We start from the raw sequence: 15,172 nt of genomic DNA, 5'->3' as shown, positions 1-15,172 counted from the left end.
GACACAAAGCAAATGACCTGTGGTGTTTGCCTGGAGTGAGAAAATGCATCTTCTCGATTCTGTCGACGCAGCCAGCCTGCGCACCGACATCCCCGCCTTCCGTGCCGGCGACACCCTCAACGTTCACGTGAACATCATTGAAGGTTCCCGCTCACGTGTCCAGGTTTTCAAGGGCTTCGTCCTTGGCCGCCAGGGCGACGGCGTTCGCGAAACCTTCACGGTTCGCAAGGTCTCCTTCGGTTGCGGTGTTGAGCGTACCTTCCCGGTGCACTCCCCGATCCTGGACAAGATTGAAGTTGTCAGCAAGGGCGACGTTCGCCGCGCCAAGCTGTACTACATGCGCAATCTGCGCGGCAAGGCTGCAAAGATCAAGGAAAAGCGCGACGCCGTTCCCGCCAAGTAACGGGAATCGCACTTTGAACCAAGCGAAACGCCAGTCCAGGAAACTGGGCTGGCGTTTTGTTGTTTTGGCAGTGGTCGTTATCTTCGTGCTCCTGGCGCTGGTGCGCAATGTGTGGGTGGATGTTTATTTCATCCCCTCGGAGTCCATGGAACCGCTGCTGCTCTCGGGCGACAGGGTTTTGGTGTCCCGCACCAGCTTTGCCACCGAGGCCATTGAACGCGGGGATGTGGTGGTTTTTGACGGCCGCGGGTCCTTCGCACCGCTGAAATCCGGGGCCGGTCCGGTGGCTGACGGGATCACAGCCGCCGGTCAATGGCTGGGGCTGGTGCCGAACAACAACATCTACGTCAAGCGCGTGCTGGGCGTCGCGGGTGACACCGTCAAGTGCTGCACCGACGACGGACTGTTGGAAGTCAACGGGGTGCCGGTGTCCGAGAGTTACCTGTACCCGGGGGACGAGCCCAGCGCGTTGAACTTCGAGGTGAGCGTGCCACAAGGTAAATTGTGGCTCATGGGCGACCACAGAAACGTCTCCCTGGATTCACGCTCACTGCTCGGTGCTCCCGGCGGCGGCCTGATTTCCACCTCGAGGGTCATTGGTTCGCCCATTGCCACGGTGTGGCCGCCGGGGCGCATGCACGGCATCGACAGCGACAGCCCGCTGCCGTAGGGTCCGGAAACCCTGCGCCCGGCACGGGCAACGTGTCCGACGGCGGTGTGCTCCACCCAAGCTTTTGTCCTGACTTTGCTAAGGAAATAAACGTTGACGCAACACAGTGCTCCCGGAGAACCAGATGGTGTGCAACCAGAGAGCGTGGAACCAGGAACGGGCGATCCCCGGCTCCCATCGGAGTCGCCCGAGGTTTCCGGGGTGCCCGACGCTTTTGAGCCGCCCGAAGGATCCGCGGCTGCCGAGGTGCCCGAATCTGGCGAGCCGGCTGCACCCGGGACGTCCGAGTCTTCCGAGGCGCGCTTCAGTCAAAACGGGAGGGCGCGGCACCTGAACGGCGGGCAACCCGGCATCGACGATGACAGCGACTCCGACACGGCCGCTGCGCACGAGGGCCCAGATACCGACGGCCCAGTGCACGACGGCCCTGTGCACGGGGGCCCTGCGCACTCTGCCGCTGCAAGCCACCGTTCCGGGGACGGGAACCACGGCGGCACGGCCACGGAACGGCTGGGACGCCAGGCATGGGCATGGGGCAAGGAACTGCTCACCATTGTTGTCATCGCCATTGTGCTGTCCTTCCTCATCAAGACGTTCCTGTTCCGCGCCTTCTTCATCCCGTCCGGCTCGATGGAAAACACTCTGCAAATCAACGACAGGATTTTCGTCAACCTGCTCGTGCCGGAACCCTTCGCACTCAAGCGCGGCGACGTCGTCGTGTTCAAGGACACACAGGGCTGGTTGACGCCGGAACCGGTTGCCGAAGGCCCCTTGAGCTGGGTCAACGATGCGGCCACCTTTATCGGGTTGGCGCCGGATAATTCCCAGCAGCACCTGGTCAAGCGGGTCATCGGCATGCCGGGCGACAAAGTTGTCTGCTGCAGCGCAGAGGGCAAGCTGACCATCAACGGCGAGCCCATCACCGAGCCCTACCTCTTTCCCGGCGCGGCGCCGTCGGACACCACCTTTGAGGTCACCGTTCCGGAGGGCCACCTGTGGGTCATGGGCGACCATCGCAACAACTCGCAGGATTCCCGCTTCCACAACAGCGACAACGGCACGGGTTTCGTGCCCATTGCCGACGTCGAGGGCCGGGCAGTGGTCATCGCCTGGCCGTTCTCGCACTGGAGCGTCCTGGGCAACTACCCCGATGTGTTCAGCAACGTCCCCGAGCCCGCGGGTAGCAGCGTTTCCGGCCAACAGCACGCACCGGCAGGGCCTTGATGGCGGCCGCAGCGCCCACCCTGGCCTGGGAGCGGGAACTTGCCGCCCAGGGCTACCAGGTGGTTGCCGGCTGCGACGAGGTGGGCCGCGGTTCGCTCGCCGGGCCCGTCAGTGTGGGCGTCGTCGTCATTCATGCGGAAACGGCCACCGAATTGCCGGGCGTGAAGGACAGCAAGCTGCTCCGCCCCCTGGTGCGTGAAGCCCTGGTGCCGAGCATTGCCGCCTGGGCTGCGGCAAGCGCCGTCGGGCATGCCTCGGCCCGGGAAATTGACGACGTCGGACTGGTCGCCGCCCTGCGCCTGGCCGGTACGCGCGCGATGGCGCAGGCCGCATCGACGCTCGTGCCCGACTTTGTGATTTTGGACGGCAACCAGGACTGGCTTTCAACCCCGGAATAGCCACCCCTTGACCTGTTTGCGCCAGCACCGCCGCAGGCTCCCGCGGCGCACTGGCGGATCCAGACCCGCATCAAGGCCGACCTGACGTGCCTGTCAGTTGCCGCTGCCAGCGTGCTGGCCAAAGTTGAGCGCGACGGCATCATGAAAGGACTCGCCGAGCACTTTCCCGCCTTCGGATGGGACGCCAACATGGGCTACGGTACTTCCGCGCACCGCGCCGCCATTGCCAAGCAGGGCCCCACCGACCACCACCGCAAGAGTTGGCGGCTCGTGTAGTTTCGTCTTGTGGTCCCGCCATTTGGGCAAGTGGAGCACAAGTGATGGATGATGGAGCCATGAGCACCGAGGATCTGGAAAACTACGAAACCGACATGGAGTTGCAGCTCTACCGCGAATATCGTGACGTGGTGAACCTGTTCAGCTATGTGGTGGAGACCGAGCGCCGGTTCTATCTGGCGAACCATGTCGATTTGCAGGCCCGCTCAGCCGACGGCGAGGTCTACTTTGACCTGACACTGCAGGATGCCTGGGTGTGGGATGTGTACCGCACCGCCCGGTTTGTGAAGAATGTGCGTGTCATCACCTTCAAGGACGTCAACGTTGAAGAGCTGATCAAGACCGACGACCTGCAAATTCCCAAGGACGGCGCACTGGGCCCGCTGGGCTGACCGCCCGCCCCAACCGCCACCCTGCGGCGGCTGGTGTCGAACGGTCTTTTACGTGGTGGCGTTGCTGAAGAGGCTCGATTTTAGGACGGTGTGAGGCTGGTGGCAGTTGCCGGGTTTCGGGCTCGGCAGGCAATTTCGGGGTCCGCAGTGGGCGCTTCGGGGCCGGCAGGGCAGTGCCCGGGGCCGTAGAGGCCCGGCTGGCCCTGGTCCCGGGCCCCGTGCCGGCACCGTAGCAGGCCTGGACGCTCCGACCGGTGTGGTGGGGTGATGTGGCTGATTTCAAGCACGCCAAGGCGGGCGATGTTCACGGGGGTATGTCTTTGCCGCCGCGGCGTGGCGGATGAGTTGTTGCTGGAGCCGCCTGAGCAAAACCGAACTGCTGGTCGTCCCACCGAGTCGGTTATCCAGCCACACTCATGTGGCAGAATCTGAGCATGGGGACGGACGAGATTGACGACGATCGCCGGCAGATTCTGCGGTACTGGTGGATGCTGGAGCTATTCAGTCCACAGAAGGTGCCGAAGCTGACCAAGCCCTCGACGCGCCCGGATGACAGGCAAGTGATCAAGTGGGGACTGGGGGAGCCGCTGCCGTGGGACGTACTGCGCCCGCCGCAGTCGGTGGGCAGGACCCGCCGGGTGTGGCAGCACACGCTCTACCTCGGAGTGTACGACCTGGAGGACACCTACCAGCACCTGCACCGGGCCTTCGCCGAGGACCGGGATGCGTATGACGAACGACCCGCCGGGTTCAGCGCCTGCGCGGGCTTGCTGCTTGACGAGCACGGCGTGCTGATGGCCGGCTCCGCGGTGCTCTCTTCGGCTCTTTGGGCTGTCGCCCGGATCGGAAACCGTACCCGGGCGCACGATGCACACTGGGCCGATGGGTTCCCCGCAGCAGCCAGCGCCTTCACCGAGAGAGTTGACGCCTTCGACGGTCTGCGGCGCGAGGCGGCAGACGCTCAGACGGCGCCTGCTCATGACGAGGCGTCCTTGCAGGTCCTGCTGCGGATTGCCCACGAGGCCGCGGGGATCGACGGCACGGCTGGGCTGGCCAGTGAGAGGATCGTCATTGCTTCAGTTGCCGTCGCCGAGCGTCGCGGTGAAGACTCTGCGGCGAGCATAGACTTTCTGAACAGCTTCTTTCTCGAGGACCTCGCGGCCGTCCAGAAGCATGTGCAGGGCGGGAGGTGCCCGACGGCCTTGTCAGCGTACCTGACCGGCGATGCCTCGATCCCGGTCGAGTTGCGGATCGACGTCATGACTGACCACGCTGCGGTGAACGCGGGGGCCGAGATCGAGAGGCTGCCCAAGGGCCGATGGCCTTCCGAACCGGCGCATGGTCTGGCGCTGCGGCAGCAGTTCGCCGTCAATCAGGCGTTGCACGACTTTGCCGGCACGCGGGGGCTGATGGGCGTCAACGGCCCACCCGGCACCGGGAAGACGACAATGCTGCGTGACGTCCTTGCCGGCAACGTCGTCGAACGCGCCCGACGACTCGCGTCCCTGCCGCGCCCCGAGGACGCTTTCACCGCAACCACCCATCAGTGGACCGCCATTGACGGGTACCCGCGCAAGGTCCGTCAGCTGCGCGACGAGCTGACGGGTTTCGAAATGGTCGTGGCGTCAGCGAACAACGCGGCTGTGGAGAACGTGAGCACCGAGATCCCCGCTCGAGAAGCCATCGCGGATAAGTGGATGGACGAAGCCGACTATTTCGCGGACATCGCCTCCGCCACGCTGGAGTCGTCCGGCGGTGTCTACTCCGAAGACCTCGTTGATTTGGAGGACGACGCCGACCCAGGGAAAGCGGAACGGAGAGCGTGGGGCCTGGTTGCCGCTCGTCTAGGCAACAAGAGCAACCGCGGAGCGTTCCGGTCCGCTTTCTGGTTCGACAAGACCGACCCGCGCACGAAGCAGCGCGTCCCCGGGACCGGTCCACGCATGCAGACACGACTGGCCCAGTGGCGCGATGGGACAGTGCCCCACAAGAGCTGGGAGGACGCACGGGCGGACTTTCGGCGGGCCGAAGGTCGCGTCGACGAGATCGTTGAACTGCGACGGAGGGCGCAAACCCGCCTTGAACGACTTCCGGCCGCCCTCAAAGAAGAATCGGGCCTGGCCACACATGCGGGACGTCTAGGAACCGACGCCGCCGCTGCCGTCGACGTGAGCCGTGCCTACTCGCCGGTCGCCGAGCGCGTCGAGACTGAGCACTTCAGAGCGATTGAGGCGCGGGATCGGCACATCGAGACCAGACCCCGAGCGCTCGAGACCTTGTTCACGTTGGGCCGTGCCGCCCGCGACTGGCGGACCCGGCTGGAACCGCTCGAGGAGGGCCTGCGAGTGGCGGAGCAGCACCGGCAACAGTCCCGGACCCAGGCGCAGCACCTCGCCCAGCAGGCGCAGGAGCTCCGCGCGGAGGCCAATCGGACCGAGGCCTCACGGGCACAAGCCGCCCGGGAGGTGGCCGAACTTCGTCGACGGGTAGCTGCCGACCGCGAGGAACTCCGGTCCGGGTACCCGGACGAGACGTGGGTGGGACCGGTTCGCGAACTGCACGCCCCGTGGCTCGACCCACAGTTGGATGAGGCCAGATCAGAGCTTTTCCTCGCGGCACTGCGACTGCATGAGGACTTTCTGGCCAACGCAGCAGGGGAGATGGTGCTCGGGCTGCGCGCGGCGGTCGAGGTTGTCGCCGGTTCCGTTCCGCGACGGCTGGAGCCGGAAAAGCTGCGTGCGGCATGGCAGACGTTTTTCCTGGTCGTGCCGTTGGTCTCGACGACCTTCGCGTCCTTCGGGCGCATGTTCGCCGGCCTTGGCTGCGAGTCCCTCGGCTGGCTGCTCATTGACGAGGCCGGGCAGGCCTCACCGCAGTACGCGGCCGGTGCGATCTGGCGCTCACAGCGGGTCGTTGCCGTCGGGGACCCGCTGCAGCTGCAGCCGGTCGTGACGATGCCGCAGAAGGCCCAGCGCGACATCGCGGCCGCCTACCGGGTCTCGTCGACGTGGATCCCGCCGCGGGCATCGGTGCAGAGTCTTGCCGACCGTGTCTCACAGTACGGGACCACTCTGCGTCAGGGCGAGGAGTCCGTCTGGGTGAGTGCTCCTCTGACGGTGCATCGCCGATGCGACGACCCGATGTTCAGCCTGTGCAATCAGATCGCCTACAACGGCATCATGGTCAGCGGCGTCCATCGCTGCCTGGACGACCCCGACCGTCCAGACATCTACGACAGCTCAGACGGCCCGAGAATGGCGCCAAGCCAGTGGTTCGACGAGCCAGCGACCACTGCTGGCACGCACCTGCAGCCAAACCAGATCGTCCGACTGCATCAAGAACTCGCGCGTCTCCAACACGAGGGCGTTGCGATGTCCGAAGTCATCGCGATCTCGCCTTTCCGAATGGTCGCCAATAAGCTCGAATCTCTCATGGGGCAGTACCCGGACCTGCGGGCCGGCACGATCCACACCGCTCAGGGGCGCGAAGCCGACGTCGTATTCCTCGTCTTGGGTGGAGATCCTGACGCGCCCGGGGCAAAGATGTGGGCCTCGTCAACGGTCAACCTCGTCAACGTCGCCGCAAGCCGGGCCAAGCGCCGCCTCTACGTCATCGGCGACCGCGCCTCCTGGGCACGGCACAACTACTTCGACCAGCTCTCTGCTGCTGTCAATCCAGATTTTCGACCGAAACCCCCTTCAGGAGGCTGAACCGAGCATGAGTCACATAACCCGCTGCGAGACTGCGAGACTGCGACGACCTACACCTGCAAATGTCCGTGTGGCGGGGCACGCCACGGGGCGGTACTGAGCCGCGGCATCACCTCCACCAACTCTTCCGCGCAGGACGAAGCCTTTGACTGGGCAAACCCGAAGAGATGGACTCGTGCCCCGGCCGCGGCGAAGCAGTCGACGGTCGGTGACAACGTGGTGGACCGGCAGCCGGCGATGACCGGGGTCATCAGCGAATTAACCGTCACGATCCTCGATGAGATCCGCAAGAACGGACAGGTCGACGCGATCGATGTCCTTGCACAGGAGATCTGTGAGAAGATCGGCGACGAGTTCGAAAGCCATCTGGCCGGGGGCGGTCCCAAGCCGCACAGCAACCGGCACCTGTGGTGCGTGGTCCTGGCCAGCATCTGCAGGCTCTATGACCAGACATTCGAGTTCACGACACGCTCCGTCGACACGCGCCGTCGACAAGCTCGTCGGCGAGGTGATGAACCTCCTGAGGGAGGACGTCTCCGCAGCTCGGGGCGAGGAGACCCGGGCACGCGACATCTACGCCTACAAGCATCTCATCGCCGCTTCATTCAAACTCGAGGAGTATGCCTTCCTTGAGGTACTGGCAATGCGGGCGATTGGGAGCATTGTTGCTGCGATGAAGGCGATCGGGGAAGCGACCGTCATGAAGCATCTCCGCTTGATCGGAGGGATCACCTGTCCCGATCCCGACCGCCACCCGGACGTCGTCAAGTACTGCATCTGGCCGCTGCTGGCAGGCCCGTTCCGGGAACTGCTCGAAGAGTGGACGGCAGTGGAGATGCGTACGTGGTTGCGCAACGCCTACGTCAGTTTGCCCCGGAACTGATCCGAAGCTCTTCAGGCCGTGCCACCAACGGGGGGCATAACCGCCGCGCGATCGGGGAAGTTCAGGCTCATTCAGGGAGGACGAGGCTTTGGACTGGGGTGGTGTACTTCCCGCCCGATCTGTACCTCATCGATCCACCGGTTCGTTACAGGCCACGGGATGCTCCACGCTGCGAGGATGCGCAGGTCGCGTAGGCGGGAGGGTTGTGCGTTCTGCGATGAATGCCGCTCAATTGGATGCGGAAATTGACGGGGTGGTGGTGAACGGAAAAGTGGAGCAGACCATGGAATATCAACCCGCGGCTTCGTGAGGTCCGACGGTTGACCCGGACGACGAACCCATCCAGATAGCTGGCCAGATGTTTCGGGTTCACGGCGCCTTGGTGTGTGCCCAGTAGCCGGCATTTGGTCAGCGAAGCTACCCGGTGAACGCCGTGAGGCGAAGATCCGGGGTCTTCGCCCCGGGTGGCGGCGATGATGCACTACGGTTCTGTGCCGTTCGACGTGTCTACACGGCGTCTGGGCTTCCCCACCACGGAGGATGGATATTTGCTTCACTCGAATGTCACCCACGCTAAATCCAGAGGCACCGTCAGGTTGACCAGCCTGGACTTTCGAGACCAATTCATAATGCGCCCACGCTACTCCATTGATGAGCTGGGTCATGAAATGACTGTCACGATCTCGGGCATCCGCCGGGCCCGGAAAGTTGTGTCTCAGCCGGCCACATCCGCGTGGGCGAGAACTGAGTTGCACCCGGCCCAGATGTTCGACGTGATGAAGAGATCGCCGACTACAGCCACAGCATGCTAAACACTGTCTACCACCCGGCCGGCAGCGTGCCCATGGTGCTGATGACGACGCATTGGCCGCAATAGATTCTGCGCGGTGGGTCAAGGGTGTCACAGGGCCTCGTGCCTGCTGGGGCTTTTTGTTCCCCCACAGGAGGCGGCGGCTGACCAGACTATCCACAATCGACGTGCGGGCCCTGTTGCGCCGCCCCGCCGCCAGCCAAGCTGGAAGTGGAGGCAGCCATGAAAGCTAAAGATACATTGGGCCGGACCGGTGAACGGCTGGCCGCGGACTACTTGGAAGACCACGGCATCAGGGTCATTGACAGCAATTGGCGGTGTGCCAGCGGGGAAATCGACCTTGTGGGCCTCGACGGTGCCGAACTTGTCATTGTCGAAGTCAAGACGCGCAGTTCGCGCCGGTATGGCGATCCGTTGGAGGCACTGACCCGGGCCAAGCTGGTGCGCCTGCGCACCCTGGCTGTGCTGTGGGCGCGGGAACACCAACGGGTTGCGGGTCCGATGCGGATTGATGCCGTGGGCATTGTCATGGACCGGACGGCCGCTGCGAGCATCGATCATTTGAAGGGTGTGGCCTGATGGGCATGGGCCGGGCGCTGGCCGTCGCACTCGTGGGACTCAACGGCCATGTCATCGAAGTCGAGGCCGACATCGGCCAAACCCTGCCAAACTTCGTGCTGCTGGGCCTACCGGATGCCTCCTTGTCGGAGGCCCGGGAACGGATTCGCGCCGCCGCACAGAACACGGGGATACCGCTGAGCAGAAGGAAGATCACCGTGAACCTGGTACCGGCATCCTTGCCCAAGAAGGGCTCGGGTTTTGACCTGGCCATCGTGATGGCGGCCTTGAATGCTGCCGGTGATGTGCGGGGCACCAGCGGCACAGTATTTCTGGCCGAGTTGGGACTCGATGGCCGGTTGCGGCCAGTGCGCGGCGTGCTGCCGGCCGTGCTGGCCGCCTACCGTGCCGGACACCGGGAGTTTGTGGTGGCGGCCGCCAACCGGGCCGAGGCGCAGTTGGTGAAAGGGGCCAAGGTGCGGGCCTACGAGTGCCTGGCCCAAGTGGTCCTCGACTTCGAGGCAGACCCACAGAACTTGGCGGGGCTCGAAATCGGCTGGGCGACCGGTGCGGAGGCCGCCGCTGCGCTGCAGGCAACAGCCAAGGAACCGGCCGGGATGGACTTGTCCGAAGTGGCTGGACAGCCCGTTGCCCGGTTGGCCCTGGAAATTGCTGCCGCCGGCGGGCACCATTTGATGATGGTGGGCCCGCCCGGTTCGGGCAAAACCATGCTGGCTGAACGCCTGCCCGGGCTCCTGCCGGATCTCAACGATGCCGAAGCCATGGAAGTCACGGCCATCCACTCCTTGGAACACAGGGGCAACGGTGTTGCTGAGTTGATGCGCCGCCCACCCTATGAGCGGCCGCATCATTCGGCCAGCACGGCTGCCATTATTGGTGGCGGAAGTGGCATTCCACGTCCCGGGGCCGCTTCGCGGGCCCACCGTGGCGTGCTGTTCCTTGACGAGGCCCCCGAGTTCGACAAGCGTGTCCTTGACGCCCTGCGCCAGCCTTTGGAGAGCGGAGAATTGGTCTTGCACCGCTCCGCCGGAACTGCCGCCTACCCGGCCCGCTTCCAACTGGTCCTGGCAGCCAATCCCTGTCCGTGCGGAAAAGCGACCGGCAAGGGGATCAACTGCGAGTGCACGCCCATGGCCCGCAGGCGCTATTTCGGCAGGCTGTCGGGCCCGCTCCTGGACAGGGTGGACATTCAGCTCCAGGTCAACAAGCTGCAACTGTGCCAGTTGGCCAGCACCGAGCCCCGGGAATCCAGCATTCAAGTGGCCCGGAGGGTGCAGCTGGCCCGCAACATCGCAGGGGAACGGCTCAAACAGTGGGGACTTGTCCACAACGCAGACCTGACCGGCCGGATCCTGCGCGGCCCGCTGCGACTGGACGGGCACCACACCGCGCTGCTGGACAAGGCCATGGGCGCGGGAGTGCTCAGCGCCCGCGGGTACGACAGGGTGCTGCGGCTGGCATGGACAGTGGCCGATCTTCAGGGGCGCGAACGGCCGGGCAGCGATGAGGTAGGGCTGGCACTGACATTGCGGCAACGAGGAGAGGGACTGTGAACAGCATGAACCACGGAAAGAGCATCGCAGCGCAGACAACGGTGCGCTGCGCACGGGCGGCCCTGACCCGGTTGATGGAGCCGGCGGACTTGCCCGGACTGGCGCTGATCCGTGCGTTGGGTCCGGAACGGGCGCTGGACTTCATCGCCGGCAAGGATGCCTCCCACGCCGCAGTGGAACAGCAAGTGACTGCGATTCTCAACGAGGCAGGCACGGAACGGTGGACCGGACTGGCCGAAGCCTTGGGGCGGTGGCGGCCGCGGCTGGCCGACCTCGCCCCGGAACGAGACCTGGGCACTGTGAAAAGGCTCGGTGGCAGGCTTCTGGTCCCTGAAGACGCGGACTGGCCGCGTGGCTTTGACGGCTTGGAGCTTCAGGCTCCCATCGCCCTGTGGTGCAGGGGATCGAAACAGTCAATCCCGGCGCAAGGAAAGTGCATCGCTGTAGTCGGTTCCCGCGACAGCACCAGCTACGGGGCAAACGTCACGGCCGAGATCGCCGGCTCCCTTGTCCAGCGCGGATTCACGGTTGTCAGCGGCGGGGCATACGGCATTGATGCGCAGGCCCACCGCGGGGCCCTGGGCGTGGCCATGGCAGTGCCGAACGAGCTGCCCACCTTGGCTGTCATGGCCGGGGGAGTGGACAGGTTCTATCCCTCGGGCAACGAGGAACTGCTGCGCACCATTGCAGAACAGGCACTGCTCGTGGCCGAAGTGCCCCCCGGCACCAACCCCACCCGCTATCGCTTCCTGCAACGCAACCGCCTGATCGCCGCACTTTGTTCAGTCACGGTGGTTGTGGAGGCGCGCTGGCGTTCGGGAGCACTCAACACTGCCCACCACTGCGAAGGTCTCAGCAGGGTGGTCGCTGCCGTGCCGGGCTCGGTGTACTCGGCCAATTCCGCCGGATGCCACAGACTACTGAAGGAAGGAAGCGCCGTCTGTGTCACAGATGCTGCCGACATCGCCGAACTCGCCGGGGCCATGGGGGAGCACCTGGCGGTTGAGCCGCAGGTCCAGGCGGCACTGTACGACGGATTGGGAACTGCCGACCTGCTGTTGATGGATGCATTGCCGCTGCGCACCGCCACAAGTGTGGAAAAGCTGTGCGTGGTTGCAGGCCTCAGCGCGGCCACCGTGCTGTCGGGCTTGGGCAGGCTCGAGGCGCTGGGGCTGGCGGAACGACGCGGGGGAGGGTGGTTGCGCCGCAGCCAAGGACTGGAAGGGCAGGCGTCGATGACAACGCCTTGGTAACAGTTGCACCCGGGCGCGGACAAATCCCGTGCGCCAGTGGCAGCATGTGCACTATGAGCGCCGATGCACAGAGCCCAGTCCCCAGCCGCCGGAGGCGCAACAAACGGCGGAACATACTACTGATCTTCTTGGTGTTGGTTTTGGTGGTATCGTTGGCCGGCGCCGTCGGTGTGCTCTACCTTGGCAATCTGGCCCGCAGCTTTGACAGCAAGACGCAGACAATTCCCCAAGCCTTCCCCCAGGAAACGCTCAGGCCGGCGAAACCCACACACGGCCCGGCCGCCAAAGCCATGAATGTGCTGCTACTGGGCAGTGACAGCCGCGGCGACTCACTGAATCTGACCGAGGAGGGTGCCCCCTCCAACCAGCGTTCGGACACCATGATGTGGGTCCACATCCCCGCCGACCGCAAGCACATCTACCTCATGTCCATCATGCGCGACACCTGGGTGGGAATACCCGGCGTCGGGGAAGCGAAAATCAACGCTGCGATGGCCAACGGTGGTGTCCCGCTGGTGGTGCAAACCCTTGAAGGGATGTTCAAGAACCGGATAGACCATGTGGCCATCGTTGACTTTGACGGGTTCAAGGCCATCACCGACGCCCTGGGCGGTGTGGAGGTGGACGTCCCGTTGGCCTTCACCCCGCTACACGGCAAGACCGACTTCAAGGCCGGGCCGCAATTGCTCAACGGCGACCAGGCCCTGGCGTTCGTCCGTGAACGCTATGCCTTCACCGACGGGGACTACCAACGCGTGAAGGACCAGCAAATCTTCCTCAAGGCGCTGCTAAACTCCGTCTTCGCGCCGGCCACGATGGCAAACCCTGCGACGGTGAGCACTATTGTGAACGAGCTTTCCCCTTACATCAGTGTTGATTCTGGGTTTGATTCGGCCACGCTCGGGGCGCTCGCAGTCAGCCTCAAAAGCGTGCGCGGTGCAGATGTCACGTCCTTCACCCTGCCCACCCTCGGCACCGGGACCAGTGCTGACGGACAGTCGATTGTGCTCAGGGACGACGCCTCCATCGCGGCCATTTCCAAAGCCTTGCAGGAAGATACGCTGGGGGCCTATCTGGAGTCGGCAGGCCTGGGCTAAAACGTATTTGCTCCCGTTGCGGCGGGGCTGTTTGCCCACGCGACGCGGACAGCGCACAGTGGAGGTGTGGATCGGGAAGAACGCGCAGCATTGCCTCCTGCCTTGGCTCAGCCGGCCGAGGCCTTTGAGCGCTATTTGCGCACGGAACGCGGACGCTCCGAACACACCATCCGCGCTTATCGCGGCGATATCGATGCTTTGCTGATTCATGCAGTGGCTGCAGGAAATCTCACGCTGGGCGACCTGGAGCTCAGTTCCCTGCGGCGCTGGTTGGGCGAGCAAAGTGGTGCCGGCCTTGCACGCTCCACCCTTGCCCGTCGCACCGCCACGGTGCGCAGTTTCACCGCTTGGGCGGTGCGCGAAGAAATCATCGAGCTGGATCCGGCTTTGCGGCTCAAGGCCCCGCAGCGTGACAAGAACCTTCCGGCGGTCTTGCAGCAGCAGCAGTTGCGGCGTCTTCTTGAGGCCATGGCGGCCGCGGCGGAATCCGACGAGCCTCTGGCACTTCGCGACTTGGCAATGGTTGAACTGCTCTACGGAACCGGCATCCGGGTGGGGGAGTTGGTCGGGCTCGACGTCGACAGCGTAAATCGGGAGCGGCGCACGGTCACTGTCTTGGGCAAGGGCAACAAGGAACGAACCGTCCCTTTTGGCGTGCCGGCCGACACTGCGCTGGGGCGGTGGATTCGGGTGGGTAGGATGGGACTGCACAAACCGCACAGTGGCGCCGCACTTTTCCTGGGCCAACGCGGTGGACGCATCGACCAGCGCACGGTGCGCACCGTGGTGAACAGGCTCCTTGCCTCCTTGGGGGACACTTCTGCCACCGGCCCGCATACCTTGCGCCATTCAGCGGCCACGCACCTGCTTGACGGCGGGGCCGACCTGCGGGCCGTGCAAGAAATCCTCGGTCACAGTTCGTTGGCCACGACCCAGCTGTACACCCATGTTTCGGTGGAGCGGCTGCGGGACAGCTACCGCACAGCGCATCCGCGTGCCTAGGGGATGAAAATCGCCTCATGATGTCATGACTGGTCGTTGCGGTGGCGCAAAGCGCCCGGCTACGGCAGAATGAAAGAAGCCAAAATTAAATAACCTTGGTTTCATCCTGGAGAAGGTCGTTGGGGAAGACGCACCTACTGCAATGGAGGATGGAATGAAGGTAGAAAACACGCGCGGTGTCTTGTTTGTGCACTCGGCCCCGGCCGTGATGTGCCCACACATTGAGTCATCCGTTGCCGGTGTCATGGATCAGCGCACGGACTTGCAGTGGACTGCACAGCCCGCGGCGCCCAATGTGCTGCGCACTGAACTTTCGTGGCGTGGCCCTGCCGGCACCGGCGCGCGGCTTGCCTCGGCACTGCGCGGCTGGGCGAATGTTCGTTACGAGGTCACTGAAGACCCCAGTGCGGGTGTTGACGGCTCACGCTGGTCACACACCCCGGAACTGGGGATCTTCCATGCTGTCACCGACGTCCATGGAAATATCATGGTTGCTGAAGACCGCATTCGCTACGCCTACGAGTCCGGCAAGGGCGATCCCTCCCTCGTGTACCAGGAGCTCTCACTGGCTCTGGGCGAGGCATGGGATGAGGAATTGGAACCCTTCCGCCACGCAGCGGCTGGCGCTCCCGTCCGCTGGCTCCACCACGTCGGATAGTCCCCACGCCCTCCCACCGTTCGCAAGCTCACGGCGGGTCCCTCGGGCGCGTGGGCCTGATCTCCAACTTGAACGAGAGAAGCGGCGGGCCCCAAACTTGTGGGGGCCGCGTCTGTGATTCGGGGTAAATGGTAAGGCATATGTGCAGAGGGGGGGGTGGTGGGGGTAGCCCCAACGGGATTGTGGGCGCCGCTCGGAACGTTTGTGTTGTGCGCGACACTATGTCGCTCGGGCGGGTCTAGCGGGGGGGGGGTGGGTCCAAA

Annotated in this window: 14 protein-coding genes and 2 pseudogenes; 13 read left to right on the top strand and 3 right to left on the bottom strand. The window is 64.4% G+C overall.

Annotated features, from left to right (window positions below; genetic code table 11):
* The first annotated feature begins 43 nt into the window (after positions 1-43).
* The 5 genes and pseudogenes from rplS (at position 44) to QMG25_RS11180 (ending at position 3,363) form a co-directional block, all read left to right on the top strand.
* Positions 44-403, top strand: coding sequence for a 50S ribosomal protein L19 (gene rplS, locus QMG25_RS11200; protein ID WP_283460247.1), 360 nt, complete (start codon positions 44-46; stop codon positions 401-403).
* 13 nt (positions 404-416) lie between these two features.
* The gene (lepB, locus tag QMG25_RS11195; protein ID WP_283460244.1) at positions 417-1,073 is read left to right on the top strand and encodes a signal peptidase I; all 657 of its coding nucleotides are present in this window, start codon (positions 417-419) and stop codon (positions 1,071-1,073) included.
* A gap of 93 nt (positions 1,074-1,166) precedes the next feature.
* A complete protein-coding gene (gene lepB, locus QMG25_RS11190; RefSeq protein ID WP_283460242.1) occupies positions 1,167-2,297 on the top strand; it encodes a signal peptidase I in 1,131 nt (376 codons plus the stop codon).
* Positions 2,297-2,971, top strand: a pseudogene (gene rnhB, locus QMG25_RS11185) (ribonuclease HII). The gene lepB (QMG25_RS11190) and the pseudogene rnhB overlap by 1 nt, the downstream one beginning before the upstream one ends.
* A 59-nt stretch (positions 2,972-3,030) precedes the next feature.
* Entirely contained in the window at positions 3,031-3,363 is a 333-nt protein-coding gene (locus QMG25_RS11180) for a DUF2469 domain-containing protein (protein WP_283460240.1), read from the top strand.
* An 80-nt stretch (positions 3,364-3,443) separates the two neighbouring features.
* Here QMG25_RS11180 and QMG25_RS11175 read toward each other — a convergent pair whose 3' ends face one another.
* Positions 3,444-3,671, bottom strand: a complete 228-nt coding sequence (locus tag QMG25_RS11175; protein WP_283460238.1) for a hypothetical protein — start codon at positions 3,669-3,671, stop codon at positions 3,444-3,446.
* A gap of 126 nt (positions 3,672-3,797) precedes the next feature.
* Here QMG25_RS11175 and QMG25_RS11170 point away from each other — a divergent pair, with 126 nt between their 5' ends.
* Positions 3,798-7,073 carry a DEAD/DEAH box helicase gene (locus QMG25_RS11170; protein ID WP_283460235.1) on the top strand — a complete coding sequence of 1,092 codons (3,276 nt, stop codon included), beginning with the start codon at positions 3,798-3,800 and terminating at the stop codon, positions 7,071-7,073.
* A 50-nt stretch (positions 7,074-7,123) separates the two neighbouring features.
* Here QMG25_RS11170 and QMG25_RS11165 read toward each other — a convergent pair whose 3' ends face one another.
* Complete coding sequence (locus QMG25_RS11165) at positions 7,124-7,342, bottom strand: hypothetical protein (protein WP_283460233.1); 219 nt, start codon at positions 7,340-7,342, stop codon at positions 7,124-7,126.
* Positions 7,343-7,584: 242 nt separating this feature from the next.
* Here QMG25_RS11165 and QMG25_RS11160 point away from each other — a divergent pair, with 242 nt between their 5' ends.
* The gene (locus QMG25_RS11160) at positions 7,585-7,956 is read left to right on the top strand and encodes a hypothetical protein (RefSeq protein ID WP_283460231.1); all 372 of its coding nucleotides are present in this window, start codon (positions 7,585-7,587) and stop codon (positions 7,954-7,956) included.
* 241 nt (positions 7,957-8,197) lie between these two features.
* Here the strand turns inward: QMG25_RS11160 and QMG25_RS11155 are convergent.
* Positions 8,198-8,389: pseudogene (locus tag QMG25_RS11155) on the bottom strand (IS1595 family transposase); the annotation flags it as partial.
* A gap of 600 nt (positions 8,390-8,989) precedes the next feature.
* Between QMG25_RS11155 and QMG25_RS11150 the strand changes: the two are divergent.
* The 6 genes from QMG25_RS11150 (at position 8,990) to QMG25_RS11125 (ending at position 14,909) form a co-directional block, all read left to right on the top strand.
* Positions 8,990-9,346: a YraN family protein gene (locus QMG25_RS11150; RefSeq protein ID WP_283460229.1), complete on the top strand. Its 357-nt coding sequence runs from the start codon at positions 8,990-8,992 to the stop codon at positions 9,344-9,346.
* Complete coding sequence (locus QMG25_RS11145; protein WP_283460228.1) at positions 9,346-10,899, top strand: YifB family Mg chelatase-like AAA ATPase; 1,554 nt, start codon at positions 9,346-9,348, stop codon at positions 10,897-10,899. The genes QMG25_RS11150 and QMG25_RS11145 overlap by 1 nt, the downstream gene beginning before the upstream one ends.
* Before the next feature lie 5 nt (positions 10,900-10,904).
* Entirely contained in the window at positions 10,905-12,152 is a 1,248-nt protein-coding gene (gene dprA, locus QMG25_RS11140; RefSeq protein ID WP_283460396.1) for a DNA-processing protein DprA, read from the top strand.
* A gap of 143 nt (positions 12,153-12,295) precedes the next feature.
* A complete protein-coding gene (locus QMG25_RS11135) occupies positions 12,296-13,249 on the top strand; it encodes an LCP family protein (protein WP_283460395.1) in 954 nt (317 codons plus the stop codon).
* A 66-nt stretch (positions 13,250-13,315) separates the two neighbouring features.
* Positions 13,316-14,251 (top strand): tyrosine recombinase XerC, encoded by a 936-nt coding sequence (locus tag QMG25_RS11130; protein WP_283460225.1) that lies wholly within the window; start codon positions 13,316-13,318, stop codon positions 14,249-14,251.
* Between the two features lie 154 nt (positions 14,252-14,405).
* The gene (locus QMG25_RS11125) at positions 14,406-14,909 is read left to right on the top strand and encodes a DUF3145 domain-containing protein (protein WP_283460223.1); all 504 of its coding nucleotides are present in this window, start codon (positions 14,406-14,408) and stop codon (positions 14,907-14,909) included.
* Positions 14,910-15,172: the final 263 nt, after the last annotated feature.

It is taken from the genome of Arthrobacter sp. H35-D1 (assembly GCF_030063185.1).
In the GTDB taxonomy this organism is placed as follows: domain Bacteria; phylum Actinomycetota; class Actinomycetes; order Actinomycetales; family Micrococcaceae; genus Specibacter.
This window is presented reverse-complemented; position numbering and strand designations above follow the sequence as displayed.

Excerpts from the sequence above, each read along its gene's own strand:
- rplS (WP_283460247.1), top strand. The coding sequence starts at position 44 with ATGCATCTTCTCGATTCTGTCGACGCAGCCAGCCTGCGCACCGACATC.
- QMG25_RS11180 (WP_283460240.1), top strand. The coding sequence starts at position 3,031 with ATGAGCACCGAGGATCTGGAAAACTACGAAACCGACATGGAGTTGCAG.
- QMG25_RS11170 (WP_283460235.1), top strand. The coding sequence starts at position 3,798 with ATGGGGACGGACGAGATTGACGACGATCGCCGGCAGATTCTGCGGTAC.
- QMG25_RS11160 (WP_283460231.1), top strand. The coding sequence starts at position 7,585 with ATGAACCTCCTGAGGGAGGACGTCTCCGCAGCTCGGGGCGAGGAGACC.
- QMG25_RS11150 (WP_283460229.1), top strand. The coding sequence starts at position 8,990 with ATGAAAGCTAAAGATACATTGGGCCGGACCGGTGAACGGCTGGCCGCG.
- QMG25_RS11145 (WP_283460228.1), top strand. The coding sequence starts at position 9,346 with ATGGGCATGGGCCGGGCGCTGGCCGTCGCACTCGTGGGACTCAACGGC.
- dprA (WP_283460396.1), top strand. The coding sequence starts at position 10,905 with ATGAACCACGGAAAGAGCATCGCAGCGCAGACAACGGTGCGCTGCGCA.
- QMG25_RS11125 (WP_283460223.1), top strand. The coding sequence starts at position 14,406 with ATGAAGGTAGAAAACACGCGCGGTGTCTTGTTTGTGCACTCGGCCCCG.